The sequence below is a fragment of the Enterococcus hailinensis genome, assembly GCF_045862035.1.
Classification (GTDB): Bacteria; Bacillota; Bacilli; order Lactobacillales; family Enterococcaceae; genus Enterococcus_A; species Enterococcus_A hailinensis.
In genome coordinates this window covers 123,551-141,879 of record NZ_BAAFRV010000005.1, presented here as the reverse complement: position 1 = coordinate 141,879, position 18,329 = coordinate 123,551, and the positions used below count along the sequence as shown (strand labels likewise).

Below are 18,329 nucleotides of genomic sequence, written 5' to 3'. Positions count from 1 at the left end.
AATAAATGCCCCTTTCACTTCTAGGCTTGTTTCAAGCGTTTCGTCAATTCGATAATCTGAATCGTCAACTCCAGTTCTCGTTGTTGGTTTCCGCTTTTTCTGGCCTCAAGCTGCTCTTTTTGTCGTTGTTTGATTTCTTCAGCAATGCCAGATTGGGAAATAACCCGCATCAAGTCATAGATTTCGCGTTCATTACTATCTTCTGACATGGATATTATAGAGATGTCGATGACTAACTGCTTCATCTCTTCCTCTTTTAAATAGTTCAGGAAGTCTGCCAAAATAAAATTTCCATGAACCATCATATAACTATCTAGATAAAGAAGCAATTCCTGATACTGATCGTGAATAAATTGAAATTCCGATTGAACCAACTGTTCGCGCACCGAATTCTCGTTCATGCAACGATAAATCAGCATCCGTTCTGCTTTTTCTTCTTTAGTTAATACACGTTTATTAGATTGGATCGGTGAAGGTGCTATAGCAACTTGTTGTTGCCTTCGCTCTGTTCGTTGCGTTTGACGCGCCATTTGCAATTGTTGCTTCAAACTCTCACGAGAGAGATGAAATTCAGCTGCAAGCTGACCCAAATACATATCCTGTTCGACTGGCGATTGGACTTTTGCTAAATCTTGCATCACCGCTTCTAAATAATTCAAGCGATCCGATTCATTTTCCAAATTCAGTCCTTTTTTACGATAATACATTTTGAATGCAAAAGGCGTTTGACGTCCATGGTGAATTAAATTCTGTAATTCCGTGATTCCATATTTACGTAAGTATTCATCCGGATCTAACTTTTCAGGAATCGTCACCGTTGAAAGATTCAACCGACTGTGCGTACTTAAAAGTGTCAAAGCTCGATCAGTCGCTGCTTGTCCGGGATCATCGCCATCATAAGCAATTACTACTTGACCCGTGATTCGCTCAATCGCTGAGATCTGCTGTTCCGTCAAACTGGTCCCCATCGATGCTAATCCAATTTTTATATCCGCTTGCCATGCTGCTAATACATCCATGAATCCTTCAAATAAAATCGCTTCACCTTGTTTTCGGATTTCATTGCGCGCCTTGTCGAAATTAAATAAAACTTGACGTTTATTGAACAATTCCGTTTCAGGCGAATTCAGGTACTTAGGCTGATCGTCGCCAGGATAGTCTTTCGTCTTTAATAAACGACCAGAAAAACCAATTGGCTTTCCTCTGAAATCATTTAAAGGAAACATCACTCGTTGATAGAAACGATCACTAAAGCTCCCATTATCGCGACGAATGAACAATCCGCTTCGTTCCATTAAATCAGCATTGACTTTATCTTGCTGAGCTACTTGAACTAAAAAATCTCGTTGATTAGGTGCAAAACCGATTTTGAACTCGTTAATCAACTCATCAGTTAATCCACGCTCATGCAAATAATCCAATGCTTCTTCACCGACTTTAGTATTCATCAAGATATGATGATACAAATCCCGCGTACGTTCATGCAAACCAATCAATTGTTGCTGTCCAGTAGATGTTTGGCTGATTGGTTCAGTTGCAATATCAATAGCCAAAGGAATCTGTTCAATGTCGGCAACTTTTTTTACTGCCTCAGGAAAAGTAATACCTTCTAGCTCTTGTAAAAATGTATAGACATTCCCACCTTTGCCACAACCGAAACAGTGAAAAATTTGTTTGTCTTCAGCAACTGAAAACGACGGTGTCTTTTCTTCATGGAATGGACATAATCCCAAATAATTTTTCCCTGATTTTTTCAATTGGACGTATTGCCCAATCACTTCAACGATATTCGTTTTTTCACGAACCTCATCGATCACTTGTTGGGGGATTCTTTGTGCCAAAAAATATCACCCTGATTTCCATAAAATATGATAAAAGACCTAAAAAATCGCCCTAATTCATCTTCCGATCAGCGCGATTGTTTTAGACAAACTTATACATGTACCATTTTAGCATACTTCCTTATTATTACAAGTTTTCCGCTTGCTATTTTAACTCTTTTGAAACCTTTCATACCATGTGATGAACTGCTTATTGGTTTGGACGAGTTCTGCATAAAACATATTTCCTCCATCACGATATAAATACCCGCCATTATACAGAACTGATTGCCATTTCATATACCGATAAGTTTCTTGCTGATCATTACCAAAACCAGGAGATAATACATCTCTTGAGTATTCTTCCGCCAATTCGACACTATTCTTGCCACCATTGTCTTTAACAAAATCAATATACTTCGTTCCAAAATTATAGGCTTGAATCGCAGTGGCTAGATCACACCCAGCAGCGCTGGCTAACTTATAACTTTGAGCGAAATGTTCTACACCACTCTCAATACTCTCTTTTTGGCTATCAATTTGGCCGCGACTACCATAGGCGCTCTCAGAACTTTGCATCAAGTCAGTGCCTTTTCCTTTTGACTCTGTGTACATAATCCCTAAAATGACATCTGTATATTTGCCTACATCAGCTTCATCTGCCACCTGTTGGACTTCACTACGATAGCTAGTAACGGTTTTGACACTTTTATATGTCCGAACTGCAAAAAATCCTCCAACAAAAATAACAATGACAATGCCCAGGGTTATAATGAATTTTATTATTTTACCAATTAATTTCAACATATGACTTATCCAACCATCTTCTTATTTTCTTTATTTATACTACTAGAAGTTATTAGGGTTTTAAAAGTAAAAAATGATAGCTTTATATTAAATTAATCATTCTATTATGCTCCCTTGTTCTTATAACTAAATTAATGTTCAAGAAGGAAAAAAATCGGTATACTTGAATCTGGAAGGTGATAACAGAATGTCTGAAAAAAGAATCGCTCGGATGAGCGACGGATCAGAAATTTATTATGAAAAGTACGGTAGCGGGCCTGCACTATTCTTACTACATGGTAACGGCGGAAGCGGAAGGTATTTTTCAAAACAAATCAATAGTTTTAGTAAACATTTCAATGTTTATGTAGTAGACAGTCGCGGACATGGACGCTCGACCAACACACAAAAAGAAACTAGTTTTCAAATTATGGCTCATGACTTGGCAACAATCATGGAACAAGAAAAAATTGCCTGTGCAGATTTATTAGGATTTAGCGACGGCGCCAATTTGGCTATGGTTTTCGCACATCTCTATCCAGAAAAAGTGGATCATTTAGTTCTGAATGCTGGGAATACCGTACCTAGTGGGGTTCGCTTCATCCCCCATGTACTTAGTTACTTGCAATACGGAGTTGTTTGGATGGGCGCATTCGTAGATAAAGGCATGCGGAATTTTTTGCCTATTTTACGCTTGCTTTTTCGTGACATCGGCTTATCGACAGAAAATCTGAATAGTATTAAAGCACCCACTCTGGTTATCGTGGGCAAGCATGATTCAATCAAAACAAGGCATTCAATGTATTTGGCTCGCGCTATCCCAAATGCTAGTTTCGCGATTGTTTCAGGACAAGGTCATATGTTTGCACGGCGGAATCCAAAGCGCTTTAATCAAGAAGTTCTACAGTTTTTATTGGAAAAGGAGTGATTCGATGGAAAGAGTTGTTGAATGGGTTAAGAATCATCTAAGTAAATTAAAAATGATTTTTTTGATTTCTGTTATTGTTATTGTTATTTTCGAATTATCAAATATTGCTAAGACTATTTCATTTGATCAGCTTTCAGATATTTTTAGTCGTATAAGCATCAAAAATATTTTGCTGATGGCATTGATCGGGTTAGTCTCAGTGACACCAATGATCGGGTATGATTTTACGTTGAATCATATTTTGGAACAAAAACCTAAAAAATTGTATGTATTTGAGACCAGTTGGTTTGTAAATACTTTAAACAACATTGCTGGTTTTGGGGGTGTCGTTAGCGCTGGATTGCGTTCCGAATTTTATGGAAAACAGACTTCTGGAAAAAAAGTAATTCAAGCCCTATCTAAAATTTTAGTATTCACGATGTCCGGATTATCTATTTATGCATTGCTCTCATTTTTCCTTGTGATCTTTGATGACCATAATGAATACTTACGACAATATTGGATTTGGCTGATCGCTGGTGGTTTGTATTTCCCGATTATCTTTTGTTTAAGCCTTTTTGGAAAAGGCGAATACTTAGGTGACCTTAAAAATTCTCACCGATTACAACTAATTGGATATTCTTTTCTAGAATGGACTGGTGTCTTAGTTAGTTTTATTTCAACGGGTTTATTGATGGGCGTATCTGTCAGCGTTCGTGATGTAGTGCCATTGTTTATTGCTGCGACAGTGATCGGAATTGTCTCGATGATTCCGGGAGAACTGGGTAGTTTTGATCTGATGATGATCCTTGGTTTGTCTGCCTTAGGGACTCCGCGAGAAACGGTCATTGCTTGGATTTTATTATTCCGATTATTCTACTATTTACTGCCTTTCGCAATTGGCTTGATCTTTTTCTTTAAAAACATCAGCTCAACGATTAATGATCGTTACAAAGGTATCCCGCTAAGTCTGTTAAAAGAAGTCGCCCACAAACTGGAAAGCTTCTTGCTTTATTTCACTGGTATCATGCTGGTCCTATCTGCGACGATTCCAGAGGCTTTTGTTCGAGTACCTTTCTTACAACATTTAAATCCGATTCATTCCCGCGTGATCGTTGTTTTCCCGGCTATTCTTTTAGGTTTCTTATTGATGGTCTTGGGACGCGGCGTTGCCGCTCGAGTCAAACGAGCTTATATCCCTACGATTGTGATTGTAGCTGCAACATTTTTATATTCTATGTTGGCCGGATTTAGAATATCGAGTGGTATCTTCTTAGCTCTAGTTTTGATTTTTGTCATTTTTTCTAAAAACGAACTATTCCGTGAACAACTCGTTTACTCTGCCGAATGGCTAACGATCGATGGCATCATTATGGGTAGTTTAGCGATCCTTTATATCATCATCGGTGTATACAATAGTCCAAAGATTCACCATCGCCATAGATTACCAGATTTCTTTTTGTTCCCTAGCGAACAGATTTGGGTGGTTGGTTTTATTGCTATTTTTATTGGCGCCTTCTTTGTTCTTTTATTGATTTGGTTCTTAAAAAACAAACGAGTTCAGCTTGGTGAAAAACTCGACGAGAAGCGCGTTCAGCATATTTTAGCAACTTACGGCGGCAACGCAGACAGCCAATTGGTTTTCTTAAATGACAAAAAAGTTTTCTATTACAACGATGGCGAAGACGATACAGTCTTTTTCCAATTATCGACCTTCAATAATAAAGTCTTGATCATGGGTGATCCTTCAGGAAAAGCGGCTGATTTCGAAGCGGCAACCGAAGAATTGATTGAACAAGCTGATCGTTATAATTATTTACCAGTCTTTTATGAGAACAGTGAAGAAATGGTCATGATCCTTCATGAATTTGGCTATGACTTTATCAAATTTGGCGAACGAGCCCATGTCTTCTTGCCAGACTTTACTATGAGCGGCAAAAAGATGAAAGGCCAACGAGCAAGTTTCAATAAAGTACTAAAAGAAGGCTATCAATTTGATGTCTTAAAACCTCCTTTCTCAACCGAAACCATGCAAAATCTTCGATCAATTTCTGATGAATGGTTAGATGGAAGAAAAGAAAAAGGCTTTTCTCTAGGTTTCTTTTCTGAGGACTATTTGCAGCGAGCACCGATTGCTGTGATAAAAAACGCGGAGCATGAAATCGTTGCGTTTGCTAATTTCATGCCCACGTATACAGACAATCTTGGAACGATCGATTTGATGCGACACAACCCAGAAAAAGCACCTGGTGGCACGATGGACTTCTTATTCATAAATCTATTCCAATATATGCGCGATGAAATGGGCATCGAATATTTCGATTTAGGGATGGCCCCATTAGCGAATGTCGGCATCTCACGCAAAAGTTTTACGCAAGAAAGAATTGCCTATTTAGTTTATAACTTTGGTTCACGCTTTTACTCTTTCGGCGGTTTGAAAGAATACAAAGACAAATATGCGAATAAATGGTTGCCGGAGTATGTTCTCTATTCACGTGACAGTTGGATTGGGTATGTGATGATTGCTTTATTGATTACCGATAATGCACCCGTACAAGGCGAGAAAAAATATCGTGGCATCCGTCGTTTCATCTTCAAAGCTTAATAAGCAAAAAATCCCTTACCAAATGGTAAGGGATTTTTTTATTTCTTGCCGCCAAAAGCATCTTTTACTTTTCCAAAAAATCCTTCGTCTCGTTGTTCAGTAACTGTCTGTCCACTTGCTTCAGCAAACGCACGCAACGCTTCTTGTTGCTTTTCGTTCAAGTTCTTAGGTGTGATGATCTTAACAGTCACTTGTTGGTCACCGTTAGAATTACCACGTAATCTAGGAGCCCCTTTGCCTCGCAAGCGGAATTTAGAGCCCGTTTGAGTACCAGCAGGAACTTTTAGCTTCACATCACCATGAACAGTCGGTACATTGATTTCATCACCTAGTGCAGCTTGTACAAAGCTCAAAGGTAATGTGTAATAAATCTCGCCACCATCGCGATCGAAAATGTCGCTTTCTTTTACTTTGAAGACGACATAAAGATCACCGTAAGGTCCGCCATTGATACCAGCTTCACCTTGATCTGCTAAACGCATTTGTTGACCATCTTCTACACCCGCAGGAACTTTTACTTTGACAGTATGCGGACGTTTTTCGTGTCCAGTACCATGACAAGTTGAGCATGGATCTTTGATTTCTTTACCCGTCCCATGACAAACATCACATGTTTGACGACTCATCACACGACCAAGTGGTGTTTGATGTTCTACATTGATTGAACCTGAACCATGACACTTGTGACAAACTTCAGGTTCAGTACCGGGTTTTGCACCATTGCCGTGACACGTATGACAAGTTTCTTCGCGATTATATTTGATATCTTTTTCAACACCAAAGATTGCTTCTTCAAACTCTAAATTAATTGAGTATTGTAGATCCGCCCCTTGTCTTGGAGCTTTCGGATCGGCTTGACGAGAACCCCCGCCGCCAAAGAAAGATTCAAAAATATCTTCAAACCCAAAACCGCCTGCGCCGCCAAATCCACCAGCACCGCCGAAGCCTCCGGCACCACCTGCGCCAAAGTTAGGATCTGTTCCAGCATGACCATATTGATCATAGGCCGCACGCTTTTGAGGATCACTCAAAATTTCGTAAGCCTCAGATATTTCTTTAAACTTTTCTTCTGCATCAGCTTCCTTGTTGATGTCTGGATGGTATTGCTTGGAAAGCTTGCGATACGCTTTTTTTATTTCAGCATCAGAAGCACCTTTTTGAACCCCAAGGACTTCGTAATAATCTCGTTTTGTAGCCATTGGCTTCCCTCCGTAATTCATAGAATCGTTAGTATTGTATCACAAGTCGATTTCGATACGATACTTTTCTTAGATTTTTTCTAAAGGAGCGACCAATCTTAAAGAAAAAGGCCAAAGCGATGACTTTGGCCTTGATCAACGAATTAATTATTTGTCGTCATCGTTAACTTCTTCAAAATCAGCATCTACAACATCATCCGCGCCGCCTTGAGCAGCATTTGGATCAGCATCTGCTTGTTGTTGCGCAGCTTGTTCATAAAGTTTAACCGTTAAGTTTTGGACGATTTCGTTCAATGCGTCACGTTTTGTTTTCATTTGTTCGACATCGTTAGCTTCAACTGCTGCTTTTAATTCATCGCGAGCATCTTCAGCTTTCTTCACTTCGTCTGCATCAACTTTGCCTTCTAATTCTTTCAATGTTTTATCAACAGAGAATAGCAACGCATCAACGTCGTTACGTAAGTCAACTTCTTCTTTACGAGCTTTATCTGCATCAGCATTTGCTTCAGCATCTTTTACCATGCGTTCGATTTCATCATCTGATAAACCTGATGAAGACTTGATTGTAATTTTTTGTTCTTTTTGTGTTCCTAGATCTTTCGCAGAAACATTCACGATACCATTTTTATCAATATCGAATGATACTTCGATTTGAGGAATTCCTCGTGGTGCTGCTGGAATATCTGTTAATTGGAAACGACCCAATGTTTTGTTGTCTGCAGCCATCGGACGTTCACCTTGTAACACGTGAATATCTACTGCTGGTTGATTGTCAGCTGCTGTTGAGAATACTTGTGATTTGCTTGTTGGGATCGTTGTATTACGATCGATCAATTTAGTAAATACGCCACCCATTGTTTCGATACCTAATGATAATGGTGTTACGTCTAGTAAAACAACGTCTTTTACATCACCAGTGATAACGCCACCTTGGATTGCAGCCCCCATAGCAACTACTTCATCTGGGTTTACAGATTTATTTGGTTCTTTACCTGTTTCTTTACGTACAGCTTCAACAACTGCTGGAATACGAGTAGAACCACCGACTAAAATAACTTCATCGATTTCTGATTGAGATAAGCCCGCGTCTTTTAATGCTTGACGAACTGGAGTTTTAGTACGTTCTACTAAGTCTGCAGTGATTTCATCAAATTTAGCACGTGATAATGTTGTTTCCAAATGCAATGGACCAGCATCTCCAGCAGTGATAAATGGCAAGCTGATTTGTGTTGAGCTTACACCTGACAAATCTTTTTTCGCTTTTTCAGCAGCATCTTTCAAACGTTGCATTGCCATTTTATCTTTAGATAAGTCAATACCATTTGCTTGTTTGAAGTCAGCAACTAAGTAATCGATGATCTTGTTATCAAAGTCATCCCCACCTAGATTGTTATCTCCAGCAGTTGACAATACATCGAAAACGCCATCGCCTAATTCAAGGACAGAAACGTCAAATGTACCACCACCAAGGTCAAATACTAAGATTTTTTCATCTTTATCTGTTTTATCTAAACCGTAAGCTAATGCTGCTGCAGTTGGTTCGTTAACGATACGTTCAACTTCTAGACCAGCGATCTTACCAGCGTCTTTTGTTGCTTGACGTTGTGAGTCATTGAAATAAGCGGGAACAGTGATGACAGCTTTTTCAACTTTTTCACCTAAATAGTCTTCAGCGAATCCTTTGATGTATTGTAAAACCATTGCTGAAATTTCTTGTGGTGTATATGTTTTTCCTTCAGCTTCAACTTTGTAACCAGCTTCGCCCATGTGACGTTTGATTGATGAAATTGTATGTGGATTTGTAACAGCTTGACGTTTTGCTACTTCACCGACTTGGATTTCACCATTTTTGAATGATACTACAGATGGAGTTGTACGGTTTCCTTCTGGATTTGTAATGATTTTAGCTTCTCCGCCTTCTAAGACAGCGACAGCTGAGTTTGTTGTACCTAAGTCAATACCAATAATTTTACTCATAGTTGAAAATCTCCTTTTCATTTATCTGTTAAATTTTTAGTAGAATACATTAATTATTGAGCAACGATCACCATTGCTGGACGCAACACGCGATCATGCAGTTGATACCCTTTTTGTAAGACATTTACAATAGTGTCCGCTTTATGATCGTCATCTGCAGGAACTGTTTGAACAGCTTGATGTAGATTTGGATCAAATGCTTCACCTTCAGCTTTAATTTCAGTGATGCCTTCTTCTTTTAATGCAACATTCAAACTTTCAAGTACCATTTCAACACCTTTTTTAAGGCTAGCTCCTTGATCATCTGTTACTTCTGTTGCTAGGGCTCTTTCTAAATTGTCGATCGCTGGTAATAATTTTTTACCAAGATCTTGTGAACGATAACGAACCAGTTGTTCCCGTTCATTTTTGTTACGGTTTGACATATTTGCGATTTCTGCTCGAGCTCGCAAAAATTTGTCTTCCATTTCATTGAATTTCCCAGTCAATTCTTCGACTTCAGAAATTTCAGGAATATCGATTTCTTCTGTTTCTGTAGAACTAGTATCCGTTGATTCAACTTCTTCTAATTCTTCTTCCACTTCATGTTTTTCTTCTTTTGCCACTACGCGTACTTCCTTTCTTTTTAGGAATCGTTTCTAGTGATATAAATCCAATGAACGATAGTAATCGTCCAGAGCATTTGTCAACTCAGATTGAAATACTTCTAATAAACCAACGATTTTTGAATACGGCATCGATGTTGGACCTAATAAAGCGATCGTGCCTCGACCGTGTCCGCTGATTTCATAATTTGCTTGGATCATACTTAAATGGTCAAATAGATCATTGCCCATCTCGGCACCGATCCTTACATGGATGCGATCATCAGACGGCAGGAGCAATTGTGTCAATTCTTCTGAATTGCGCATAAGTGAATACATCGACTTCACATGGCCTAAATCATACTCTGAATTAAAATTCAAAATATTCATTCGACCACTGACAAAGACTTTATCCTCAAATGCCTCATTCAAAACGACATCAAACAAACGACCAATACCCTCAGTTGATTGAAAATAGCGATGTAAAATCATCGGAATCTCAGTTCTTAACTTTTGATAGACACTTACTAACGGTTGGCCTACAAGACGATCATTGATGATATGAACCATTTTCTCTAAGTCTTGGCTTTCGACATTTTCCGGCACCCGAAAAACTTGGCTCTCGACATTTCCTTTGTCGGTAACGATGATTGCTAAAATTTGTCGATCATTTAGCGGCACGATCCGAAAACCAGTCAATGTACGATCTTTCATTTCAGGACCCAATGAAAATGCAGTATAGCTTGTTACTTGAGAAAGTATTTTAGCCGATTGTTGAATAATATCATCAATTTCATGGATATCTTTTTTCAACGAATTACGAATTTGAGCTACTTCTTGATTACTCACCTTTGCCGGCGTCAATAAATGATCCACATAATACCGATATCCTGATACAGAAGGAATCCGCCCTGATGAAGAATGAGTTTTCTCCAACATACCAAGTTCTTCTAATGCTTTCATATCGTTACGAATCGTTGCAGAACTTGCTTTTACGCCTTCTTCCATCAAACTTTTTGAACCTACAGGCTGACCTGAATTCGTAAAGTCTTGGATGATCAAGCTGAGAATCAGTTTTTGTCTTTCTGTTAACATTCTCCTCATCCTTTAGTTAGCACTCTTTATCTTTAAGTGCCAACTCGATTATTAATATACCATATCTGATTTTAATGTCAAGCATTAAACACAAAAAATTAGCACTCTTCACACAAGAGTGCTAATTTTATTTACTCAATAAAAATTGTTCAAAAACATCATTCCCTCGAAACAGTCCTTGCTTCGTTAAACGAATGTTTGTATCGCTTTCTATGATCAGGTTTTGCTGTTTTAAATCTTCGATAACTTCTCCGTATATACTTACAATTGATTGGCCAAAACGCTCTTCAAAAACTTTTTTTTCGACTCCTAAAATTTTCCTTAAGCCTAAAAACATCTCTTCTTCGATTTGTTCTTTCTGGGTGAGCGATTCTTCTTCTAACACGGGGAGCTGACCATTATTCAATGCTTTTAAATAATGCTGAATCGGCCCTCTATTTTTGTATCGCTTATTAGCTAAGTAACCACTAGCACCTGCGCCCAGACCAAAATAATTTTGATTATTCCAATACACTAAATTATGTTGGCTTTCAAAACCTGGTTTAGCAAAGTTACTGATTTCGTACTGCATGCGACCTGCTTTTTCCATTGCTTCGATCGTTTCAGCATACATTTGGGCTTCAACCTCTTGTTCAGGCAATTGCATTTTCCCACGACGAACCCAATTCATAAACATGGTTTGATTTTCTAATATCAACGAATACAACGCATAATGTGGTAAATCCAATTCTAATGCTCGGCGAACCGTATCTCGGAAGCTTTCCAAACTTTGACCAGGCAACGCATAAATCAAGTCGATCGTTACGTTTTGGAAATTTTTATCTTCTAACAATTGAATCGTGTCATACACATCTTTTGCCGTATGCTTGCGGCCGATTTTCTTCAATAAACGATCATCAAATGTTTGAACACCCATCGATAAACGATTAACACCGTAATTTTTCATTACATCTAATTTATCTCCAGATAGATCACCAGGATTCGCTTCAACGGTAAACTCACCATTTTTATATGGAAGTAATTCACGCAATCCGCTCAATAAACGATCCAATTGTTTTGCGTTCAATGAAGTCGGAGTTCCCCCACCTACATAAACTGTCTCCATTTTTTTTATCGGATATTGTTCTAAAGAAAGACGTGTTTCGGTTAGTAACGCTTCTATATATTCATCTACTGGCTGACCCTCTAAAAAAACTTTATTGAAATCACAGTAGTAACAGATATGTTCACAAAAAGGAATGTGAATATAGGCTGAAGTTGATTCTGTCATTTTGTTCCTCTTTCTTACGATATAGTAACAGAATGTATTCTAACACAATATTGTGCTACTACACTGGGGAAATGTTTTTAATAAATAAATTGTAATGATTGATTTTGTTTTTAATTATTCCATATAAAAAAGGACAACTTATAAAAAGTCATCCTTTTCAATAACTATATATACTTCGCCTTTTTCAATTCTTCCTTTGCTCGATCGATTTTTTCGTCATTGACTAAAACAATTGGACCGGTACACCCCATACCGCTCTCCGCATAAATATCGACTTCCCATAAAGTATAAACCGCTTCTTCTAATTCCATAATTTCAATTCCTGAAATCTCACAGGTTACGATTTCTTTTGGTGGCATCGTTCTCTCTTTTGTTTCTGTTATTTGCGATGCAGTTAATTCCTCACAAATATTTTTTAATTCTGCTTGTTGCGCCTTGCTATATTCAATTTGACTTACTTTTGCTAATTTACCTTTGGCTAGTTCATAAGCATATTCTAAAGCATTCGCAATGACTGGTGCGCCGCTTGCTCGAGAAATAATGCAGATATTTCTTTCATAGTTACGTCCAATACCAGGACCATACCCAGAACCACCTGTTTCGTAATTACCGCCGCTTGTATAAGCAGAAAAAAGTTTCATTAAGATATTTCCTGTTAGGCTGTCACAGACAACTACGTCGACACTACCTAATAATAAATCGTTTCCTCGCAGTACTTTCCCACCATCCTCACGTTGACTTTCACCAAATATGATCTCATATCCATTTTCTTTCAATGTGGTCAACGCACGTTCAACAGTTTTTGCTCCTTCAACATTCAAAATACCGATTGTCGGCTTTTTGATCCCTGTCGCTTTAGCAGCAACGATTCCATTAATCGCATTCAATACCATCGCTTCATTTCGATTACCGCTGGTCGTCCCAGTCGTCGTAGCAATGAATAATTCTTTACCTAGTGCTGGTGTAACGACTTTACCGACCGTTGAAATACCGATTGGGAAATTATAATGCAGTGTCACACAACCTTGGATTTCTCCACTATCTAACAACTCCTCCATCAAAGTAGCTGCTTCTTTTTGACATTCATTCGTTGAATAATGGATAAATTCATCTGTCCAATCCATTTCCGGACCAATCAATACTAGATCAAACAAATTTTTTTGTTTGATGATATTTGCCGCTTCACTCATCACTTCAGTTCCTAATTCACTGCCTTCAATCGTTAAGCCTATTTTGATTTTTGATCCCATTCGGCCTGTTTCTAAACCAGTCGCTAAATCTTCAAAAATTTTTTTCACAGTTTGTTTTATTTGTTCAGACATCGAAACACCTCTATTCCAGAGTAAGAGTGGCTGCAAAACTTCTTAAGGCTTGTGCCACTTCTTTTTTGACCAATTCTTCTACATCTTGTTGATTCTCTTCGAAAGTATTTCCATTGTTTCGCTCGATCAAAATCGAGACACCATCAAATAAATTAGTCATTCTTCCCAAGAATAAGGAACCCTTACCAACGATCATCGCCCGCTTTTTATTTCCGCTAACTAGATCTTCGGTTGCAAAACCTAAATAAGGAATACCGCTTGGAATATGCCCTTGAGTTGGTGCCCAGCCAACAAGTGACTTTTCATTCACAAAATTCATTAATTCTTTTTTCTCGATGTCTTTACGTAAGACACCAATGGCACCAATCATTTTCAGATTTGCTAATGGTACATCTCCTGCTCCAGCTGGTTTGGTAATATCAGGATTTTGCATTTCTACTGAATAAACATCGATATCATTGATCGTTAATTGTCCTTTATCTAATACACTTGCTATTAATGCTGTTGTGACTGCTTGCGGACTAGAACCACTGCCAACTTCATGCTTTCCAGTCATATCATGCCGTAAAACCGGATGTTTACCATCATTTCCACTGATTAACGCAGCAAATCCGCCTAAAACATCCTCTAGGATCGGCATTTCTTTTCCAACGTGAGATTTCCCGTTCATCCCTAATTTAGCTGTAGCACCTCCGGCTACTAATACTACATTTTTATGCGTACCCGAAGCTACCAAAGCAGCAGCCGTAATTAATGCATGGGCGGGACCGGCGCAAAAACTTCGGATATCAGAACCTGTTGCATGAATACATCCGCATAGCTCAGCAATTGATTTAGCAAAATTGCCTCCGCCACGCTGGTTCATATCCCCACAAGCTTCCTCACTGCATTCAATCACATAATCAATTTCTTTAGGATCAATATTTTGCTTTGCAATAAGCTGGCGCAATGCCAAAACTCCACTAGCTTTAACTACCAAATTTTCTAACATTACATGAGCATTCAAATTTACATCGATTTGATGTGCTGGACTGACACAACCAACTAAATGACGCTCGAAATAAAGACCTTCAGCATGATTTTCAGCCACTTCTTTTTCAACCCATAAACTGCTTTTGCCAACTTTGATTTTATGGATGTCTTCAGCAAATAGTGAATGTTCACCTAAAGCTTCACGAACTTTTTCTGCAAATGATTCTTCTAAATGAACCAATTCGAAAACATCCACGATTTGCAACAAACCATAAAATTCGATTTCTGGCATGATTTCCCCAAATTTCCCATCACGAGTCCCAACAAAAGGCTTCCCTACCCAAGGTTGAGGTAGCGTTTTCAATTCTTCGTAGCTTAAATTTCCAATAAAGGTTTGGTTTGGGGCATAGTTCACCACTTCTTCAAAATTTCGCAAGTTATCATATAGATTGGCTAAATAAGGACTGTCTGGAGTCGTAATTTTTTCCGTGGTCTGAGTTGTCCCATTGTGTTCGATCATATCAGGGGTATGGACTAAAACGTAACTTGCTCCTCTTAAAGTAGAATAATTCATCTCTGTACCACCTTAAATATATTTTTGAATCATTGTTTCAATCGCTTCTTTTGTGCAGTCATCCTTTGTAATTTCTGCGACTTTTTCCCCATGATGATAAATCGAGATGACGGGCAGACCTAAAATTTTTTGTTGGATACAAAAACGGCGCACTTTTTTTTGAGAAGTATTAAATTTAGTAAAGCGAATTTTATCTCCATATTCGTTATACAATGCTTCTACATCTGGCATGAGCGCTAAACAATTCTCACAACTCTCACCCCACCAATCTACTAGAACTGGTGCTTTTTGTCCTAAGACTTCTTCTTCGAAACTCTCTACTGTTAATTCAATCATGCCATTGAAACCTCCCGTTTTACTTTTTCAACATATTTTTGTGCTGAAAATGCCGCTGTAGCACCATCACCAGAAGCTGTTATCACTTGACGTAATACTTTAGGACGCATATCGCCAGCTGCAAATACACCTGGTATCGGTGTGGACATTGTCTCATCAGTAATCATGTAGCCATAGTCATTCAATGGCACTTTTCCCACATAAAGTTTTGTACTTGGCACATTTCCAATAAAAATAAAAATGCCAAATAAACCATCATCTTCATCTGCTTCGATCCGTGTAATTTCTCCTGATTTCGTATTTCGAATAGTCATTGCTTCTACCATCCCATCACCTTCGATACTCTCTACAATAGAATCAAAGATATAATCGATTTTATTGTTTGCTTTTGCTTGTTCAATCGCGATAGCATCTGCAGTCAACTGACTTAGATTTTGAATAATCGTAACTTTACGAGCAAATGTAGTGATGAACATTGCTTCCTCGACTGCAGAGTTTCCTCCGCCAATAACATAAACTTCCAGATCTTCAAAGAAAGCACCATCGCAAGTCGCACAGTAAGAAACACCTTTTCCAGCCAACTCACGTTCTCCTGGACAACCGATTTCTCTTGGAAAAGCACCATTTGCACAAATTACAGCGGACGCTTCATAAACTGAACCATCACTACAAACTACCTTTTTGATCGTCTCATCAAAAGTCAGATCGATCACTTCTTTTCGTAATTGGATTTCTGCTCCAAATTGTTCGGCTTGTTCTGCCATTCGTTGGATCAACTCCGGACCTGAAGTTTCTTGTTCAGTCAGTTTGATCGATCCTGGAAAATTAGCAATTTCATGTGTTGAGACAATCTGTCCACCTAATTTTGTTTTTTCTAAAAGCAATACTTTCAATCGCGCTCTAGCATTATAAATAGCAGCTGTAAGCCCCGCAGGTCCTCCGCCAATAATGATCACATCGTACATTTTTTTCGCTCCTTTTTTAAACAAGTATTTTTTATTTTTTTGTAGGAACTTCAATGATCTAAATAGCAATTTCGCCTGAACGAAACTCGTTCAGGCAGAAATACTATTCAAACACGGTTTGATCGTCCACCGGTACTGTCATTGCATTCAAAGCTTTTTCAACGATGCTACGGCGGATTTTTTTCTCTTCATTCAAACTAAGATTAGGATTTCCTAATGGATGAGGAATCGCAATTGCTGGAACAATTCTATTTGCGCCAACCGTTTGCGAGATTGGAACGACTGTACAGATATGAATAACAGTCAAACCTGTTTTTTCAATTTCTTTTACCATCGTTGCACCGCAACGTGTACAGGTTCCTCAGGTGGAAGTCAAAATCACTGCATCGACTCCATCTGCTACCAATTTTTGTGCAATTTCTGCTGCATATTTTTTGGCGTTAGCAACTGCCGTACCATTTCCTACTGTAGTATAGAAAAAATCATGCAAGCTTCCGATCACACCTGTTTGTTCCATTTCTCTTACTATATCTAGGGGCAATACTCGGTTAGGGTCTTGATTTGCATAGACAGGATCATACCCGCCATGAGCCGTTTCATAAGCAGTTGCTGCAAAAGTATCTAGCGATTCAATTGGATACATGCCATATTTTGATGCGCTACTAGATTCAATTCGATCTGGATTTCCTTTGGGAACGATACCTCCGGAAGTTACCAAAGCAATTTTTGCTTTGGATAAATCGTAGATAGGTTTTGCCGGAGCTACATTATCAAACTCTGGCATTGGGTATTCTGTTATAAAATCTTGTTTCTTTAATTTCTTAACTAACATATCTACAGCCCGTTCAGAACCTCGTTTTTCCGCTTGGAAGTTTTTACGATAACGAATGAAATAGTTATCTTTTTCTGGTGAGACACACTCACCTTTTAATAGCTTCAATGCTAAATGCGCTAAAAATGGAACAGCTTTTCGCATTCCTGCTGCACTGTTTCTTGTAGGGACAATATATGCCCCTTTCTTATACATGTCTACACCAGGATTTTCTTCATACATTCCAGTGACAGCCGGAATTTTTAATTCTGACATGACTGCCTGAGCAACTTCCCCACAAGCAATTCCGTAGCGTCCAGCATTAAATGCCGGACCGGCAATTACAATGTCGGGATTGAATTGTTTGATTCGTTCTAATACATCTGTTTTGGCACTATCCAAATTTTCATTGAAAAAACTATCCCCGCAAACGACAGTACCGACGATTTCAGCTTCTTCTCCAAATGAATTCATAAAAGCAAGTCCCGGCCCTACTACTTTTTCTTCAGAGAATGGTCGGATGTCTGCTTTTTCTTCACCACCAATTCCAGCATAGAATTGATTGATATAGTGAACAACTCTATATTTAGTCATAAGACACTCCCTTACAATTAATATTTGGAGTATTGATTCCTCATTTCAGAAACTTCTTCAATGATGTCATCAATATCTAAAACCATTTCCATCATGCCGATTTGCTCTTCAAAAACATCTGCATCAACAACTTCTTTAAACTCTGGCTCTACAGCGTGATATACAGCTAAACCTAGCTGTTCATTGGTTAATGGACCGGCAAACGTAGGATCACCATTCGTTACAGTTTCTGCAGCTAATCCTGCTGCTTCTCCTTCAGCAGCTCCAATAAGAATAACGACATTTTCTGCGCCGAATGTATCAGCCGCTTCTTTTACTCTACGTTGATTTTCTAAGTCCATTGCACCAGCGGCCGTTCAGACGAAACATTCTGTTGATGAGAATATTACCTCTGCTCCGGTTCCTGCGATACAAGCTTCAATTGCTTGCCCTGGAATACCATCACGGTCGCCGATCACTAAGACTTTTTTATTGTTTAATTCTAAAGTCATTAGTTATTCCTCCCTATTATT

General features: G+C 38.6%; 15 protein-coding genes. 2 read left to right on the top strand and 13 right to left on the bottom strand.

What is annotated here, in order from left to right; translation table 11 throughout:
• Positions 1–20: 20 nt before the first annotated feature.
• The gene (gene dnaG / locus ACKTSC_RS05815; protein ID WP_407856073.1) at positions 21–1,841 is read right to left on the bottom strand and encodes a DNA primase; all 1,821 of its coding nucleotides are present in this window, start codon (positions 1,839–1,841) and stop codon (positions 21–23) included.
• A 150-nt stretch (positions 1,842–1,991) separates the two neighbouring features.
• A complete protein-coding gene (locus ACKTSC_RS05810; RefSeq protein ID WP_407856074.1) occupies positions 1,992–2,627 on the bottom strand; it encodes a lysozyme family protein in 636 nt (211 codons plus the stop codon).
• A 187-nt stretch (positions 2,628–2,814) separates the two neighbouring features.
• Here ACKTSC_RS05810 and ACKTSC_RS05805 point away from each other — a divergent pair, with 187 nt between their 5' ends.
• Together ACKTSC_RS05805 and mprF are read left to right on the top strand one after the other, a co-directional pair.
• On the top strand, positions 2,815–3,534 hold the full coding sequence (locus ACKTSC_RS05805; RefSeq protein ID WP_407857091.1) for an alpha/beta fold hydrolase: 720 nt from the start codon (positions 2,815–2,817) through the stop codon (positions 3,532–3,534).
• A gap of 4 nt (positions 3,535–3,538) precedes the next feature.
• Positions 3,539–6,118 carry a bifunctional lysylphosphatidylglycerol flippase/synthetase MprF gene (mprF, locus tag ACKTSC_RS05800; RefSeq protein ID WP_407857090.1) on the top strand — a complete coding sequence of 860 codons (2,580 nt, stop codon included), beginning with the start codon at positions 3,539–3,541 and terminating at the stop codon, positions 6,116–6,118.
• Positions 6,119–6,156: 38 nt separating this feature from the next.
• Here mprF and dnaJ read toward each other — a convergent pair whose 3' ends face one another.
• The 11 genes from dnaJ to grdA form a co-directional block, all read right to left on the bottom strand.
• Positions 6,157–7,317, bottom strand: coding sequence for a molecular chaperone DnaJ (gene dnaJ, locus ACKTSC_RS05795; protein WP_407857089.1), 1,161 nt, complete (start codon positions 7,315–7,317; stop codon positions 6,157–6,159).
• A 147-nt stretch (positions 7,318–7,464) separates the two neighbouring features.
• Positions 7,465–9,294 (bottom strand): molecular chaperone DnaK, encoded by a 1,830-nt coding sequence (gene dnaK / locus ACKTSC_RS05790; protein ID WP_332581034.1) that lies wholly within the window; start codon positions 9,292–9,294, stop codon positions 7,465–7,467.
• 53 nt (positions 9,295–9,347) lie between these two features.
• Positions 9,348–9,899 (bottom strand): nucleotide exchange factor GrpE, encoded by a 552-nt coding sequence (gene grpE, locus ACKTSC_RS05785; RefSeq protein ID WP_332581035.1) that lies wholly within the window; start codon positions 9,897–9,899, stop codon positions 9,348–9,350.
• A gap of 33 nt (positions 9,900–9,932) precedes the next feature.
• Positions 9,933–10,973, bottom strand: coding sequence for a heat-inducible transcriptional repressor HrcA (hrcA, locus tag ACKTSC_RS05780; RefSeq protein ID WP_407857088.1), 1,041 nt, complete (start codon positions 10,971–10,973; stop codon positions 9,933–9,935).
• Between the two features lie 127 nt (positions 10,974–11,100).
• On the bottom strand, positions 11,101–12,243 hold the full coding sequence (gene hemW, locus ACKTSC_RS05775; RefSeq protein ID WP_407856079.1) for a radical SAM family heme chaperone HemW: 1,143 nt from the start codon (positions 12,241–12,243) through the stop codon (positions 11,101–11,103).
• Between the two features lie 164 nt (positions 12,244–12,407).
• Complete coding sequence (grdD, locus tag ACKTSC_RS05770) at positions 12,408–13,565, bottom strand: glycine/sarcosine/betaine reductase complex component C subunit alpha (protein ID WP_407857087.1); 1,158 nt, start codon at positions 13,563–13,565, stop codon at positions 12,408–12,410.
• A 10-nt stretch (positions 13,566–13,575) separates the two neighbouring features.
• Positions 13,576–15,111, bottom strand: coding sequence for a glycine/sarcosine/betaine reductase complex component C subunit beta (gene grdC, locus ACKTSC_RS05765; RefSeq protein ID WP_407857086.1), 1,536 nt, complete (start codon positions 15,109–15,111; stop codon positions 13,576–13,578).
• Positions 15,112–15,123: 12 nt separating this feature from the next.
• A complete protein-coding gene (trxA, locus tag ACKTSC_RS05760; protein WP_407856082.1) occupies positions 15,124–15,447 on the bottom strand; it encodes a thioredoxin TrxA in 324 nt (107 codons plus the stop codon).
• The gene (locus tag ACKTSC_RS05755; RefSeq protein ID WP_407856083.1) at positions 15,444–16,412 is read right to left on the bottom strand and encodes an NAD(P)/FAD-dependent oxidoreductase; all 969 of its coding nucleotides are present in this window, start codon (positions 16,410–16,412) and stop codon (positions 15,444–15,446) included. The genes trxA and ACKTSC_RS05755 overlap by 4 nt, the downstream gene beginning before the upstream one ends.
• Before the next feature lie 103 nt (positions 16,413–16,515).
• Complete coding sequence (gene grdB, locus ACKTSC_RS05750; RefSeq protein WP_407857085.1) at positions 16,516–17,817, bottom strand: glycine reductase complex selenoprotein B; 1,302 nt, start codon at positions 17,815–17,817, stop codon at positions 16,516–16,518.
• Between the two features lie 17 nt (positions 17,818–17,834).
• Positions 17,835–18,308 carry a glycine/sarcosine/betaine reductase complex selenoprotein A gene (gene grdA / locus ACKTSC_RS05745; RefSeq protein WP_407857084.1) on the bottom strand — a complete coding sequence of 158 codons (474 nt, stop codon included), beginning with the start codon at positions 18,306–18,308 and terminating at the stop codon, positions 17,835–17,837.
• Positions 18,309–18,329 lie beyond the last annotated feature (21 nt).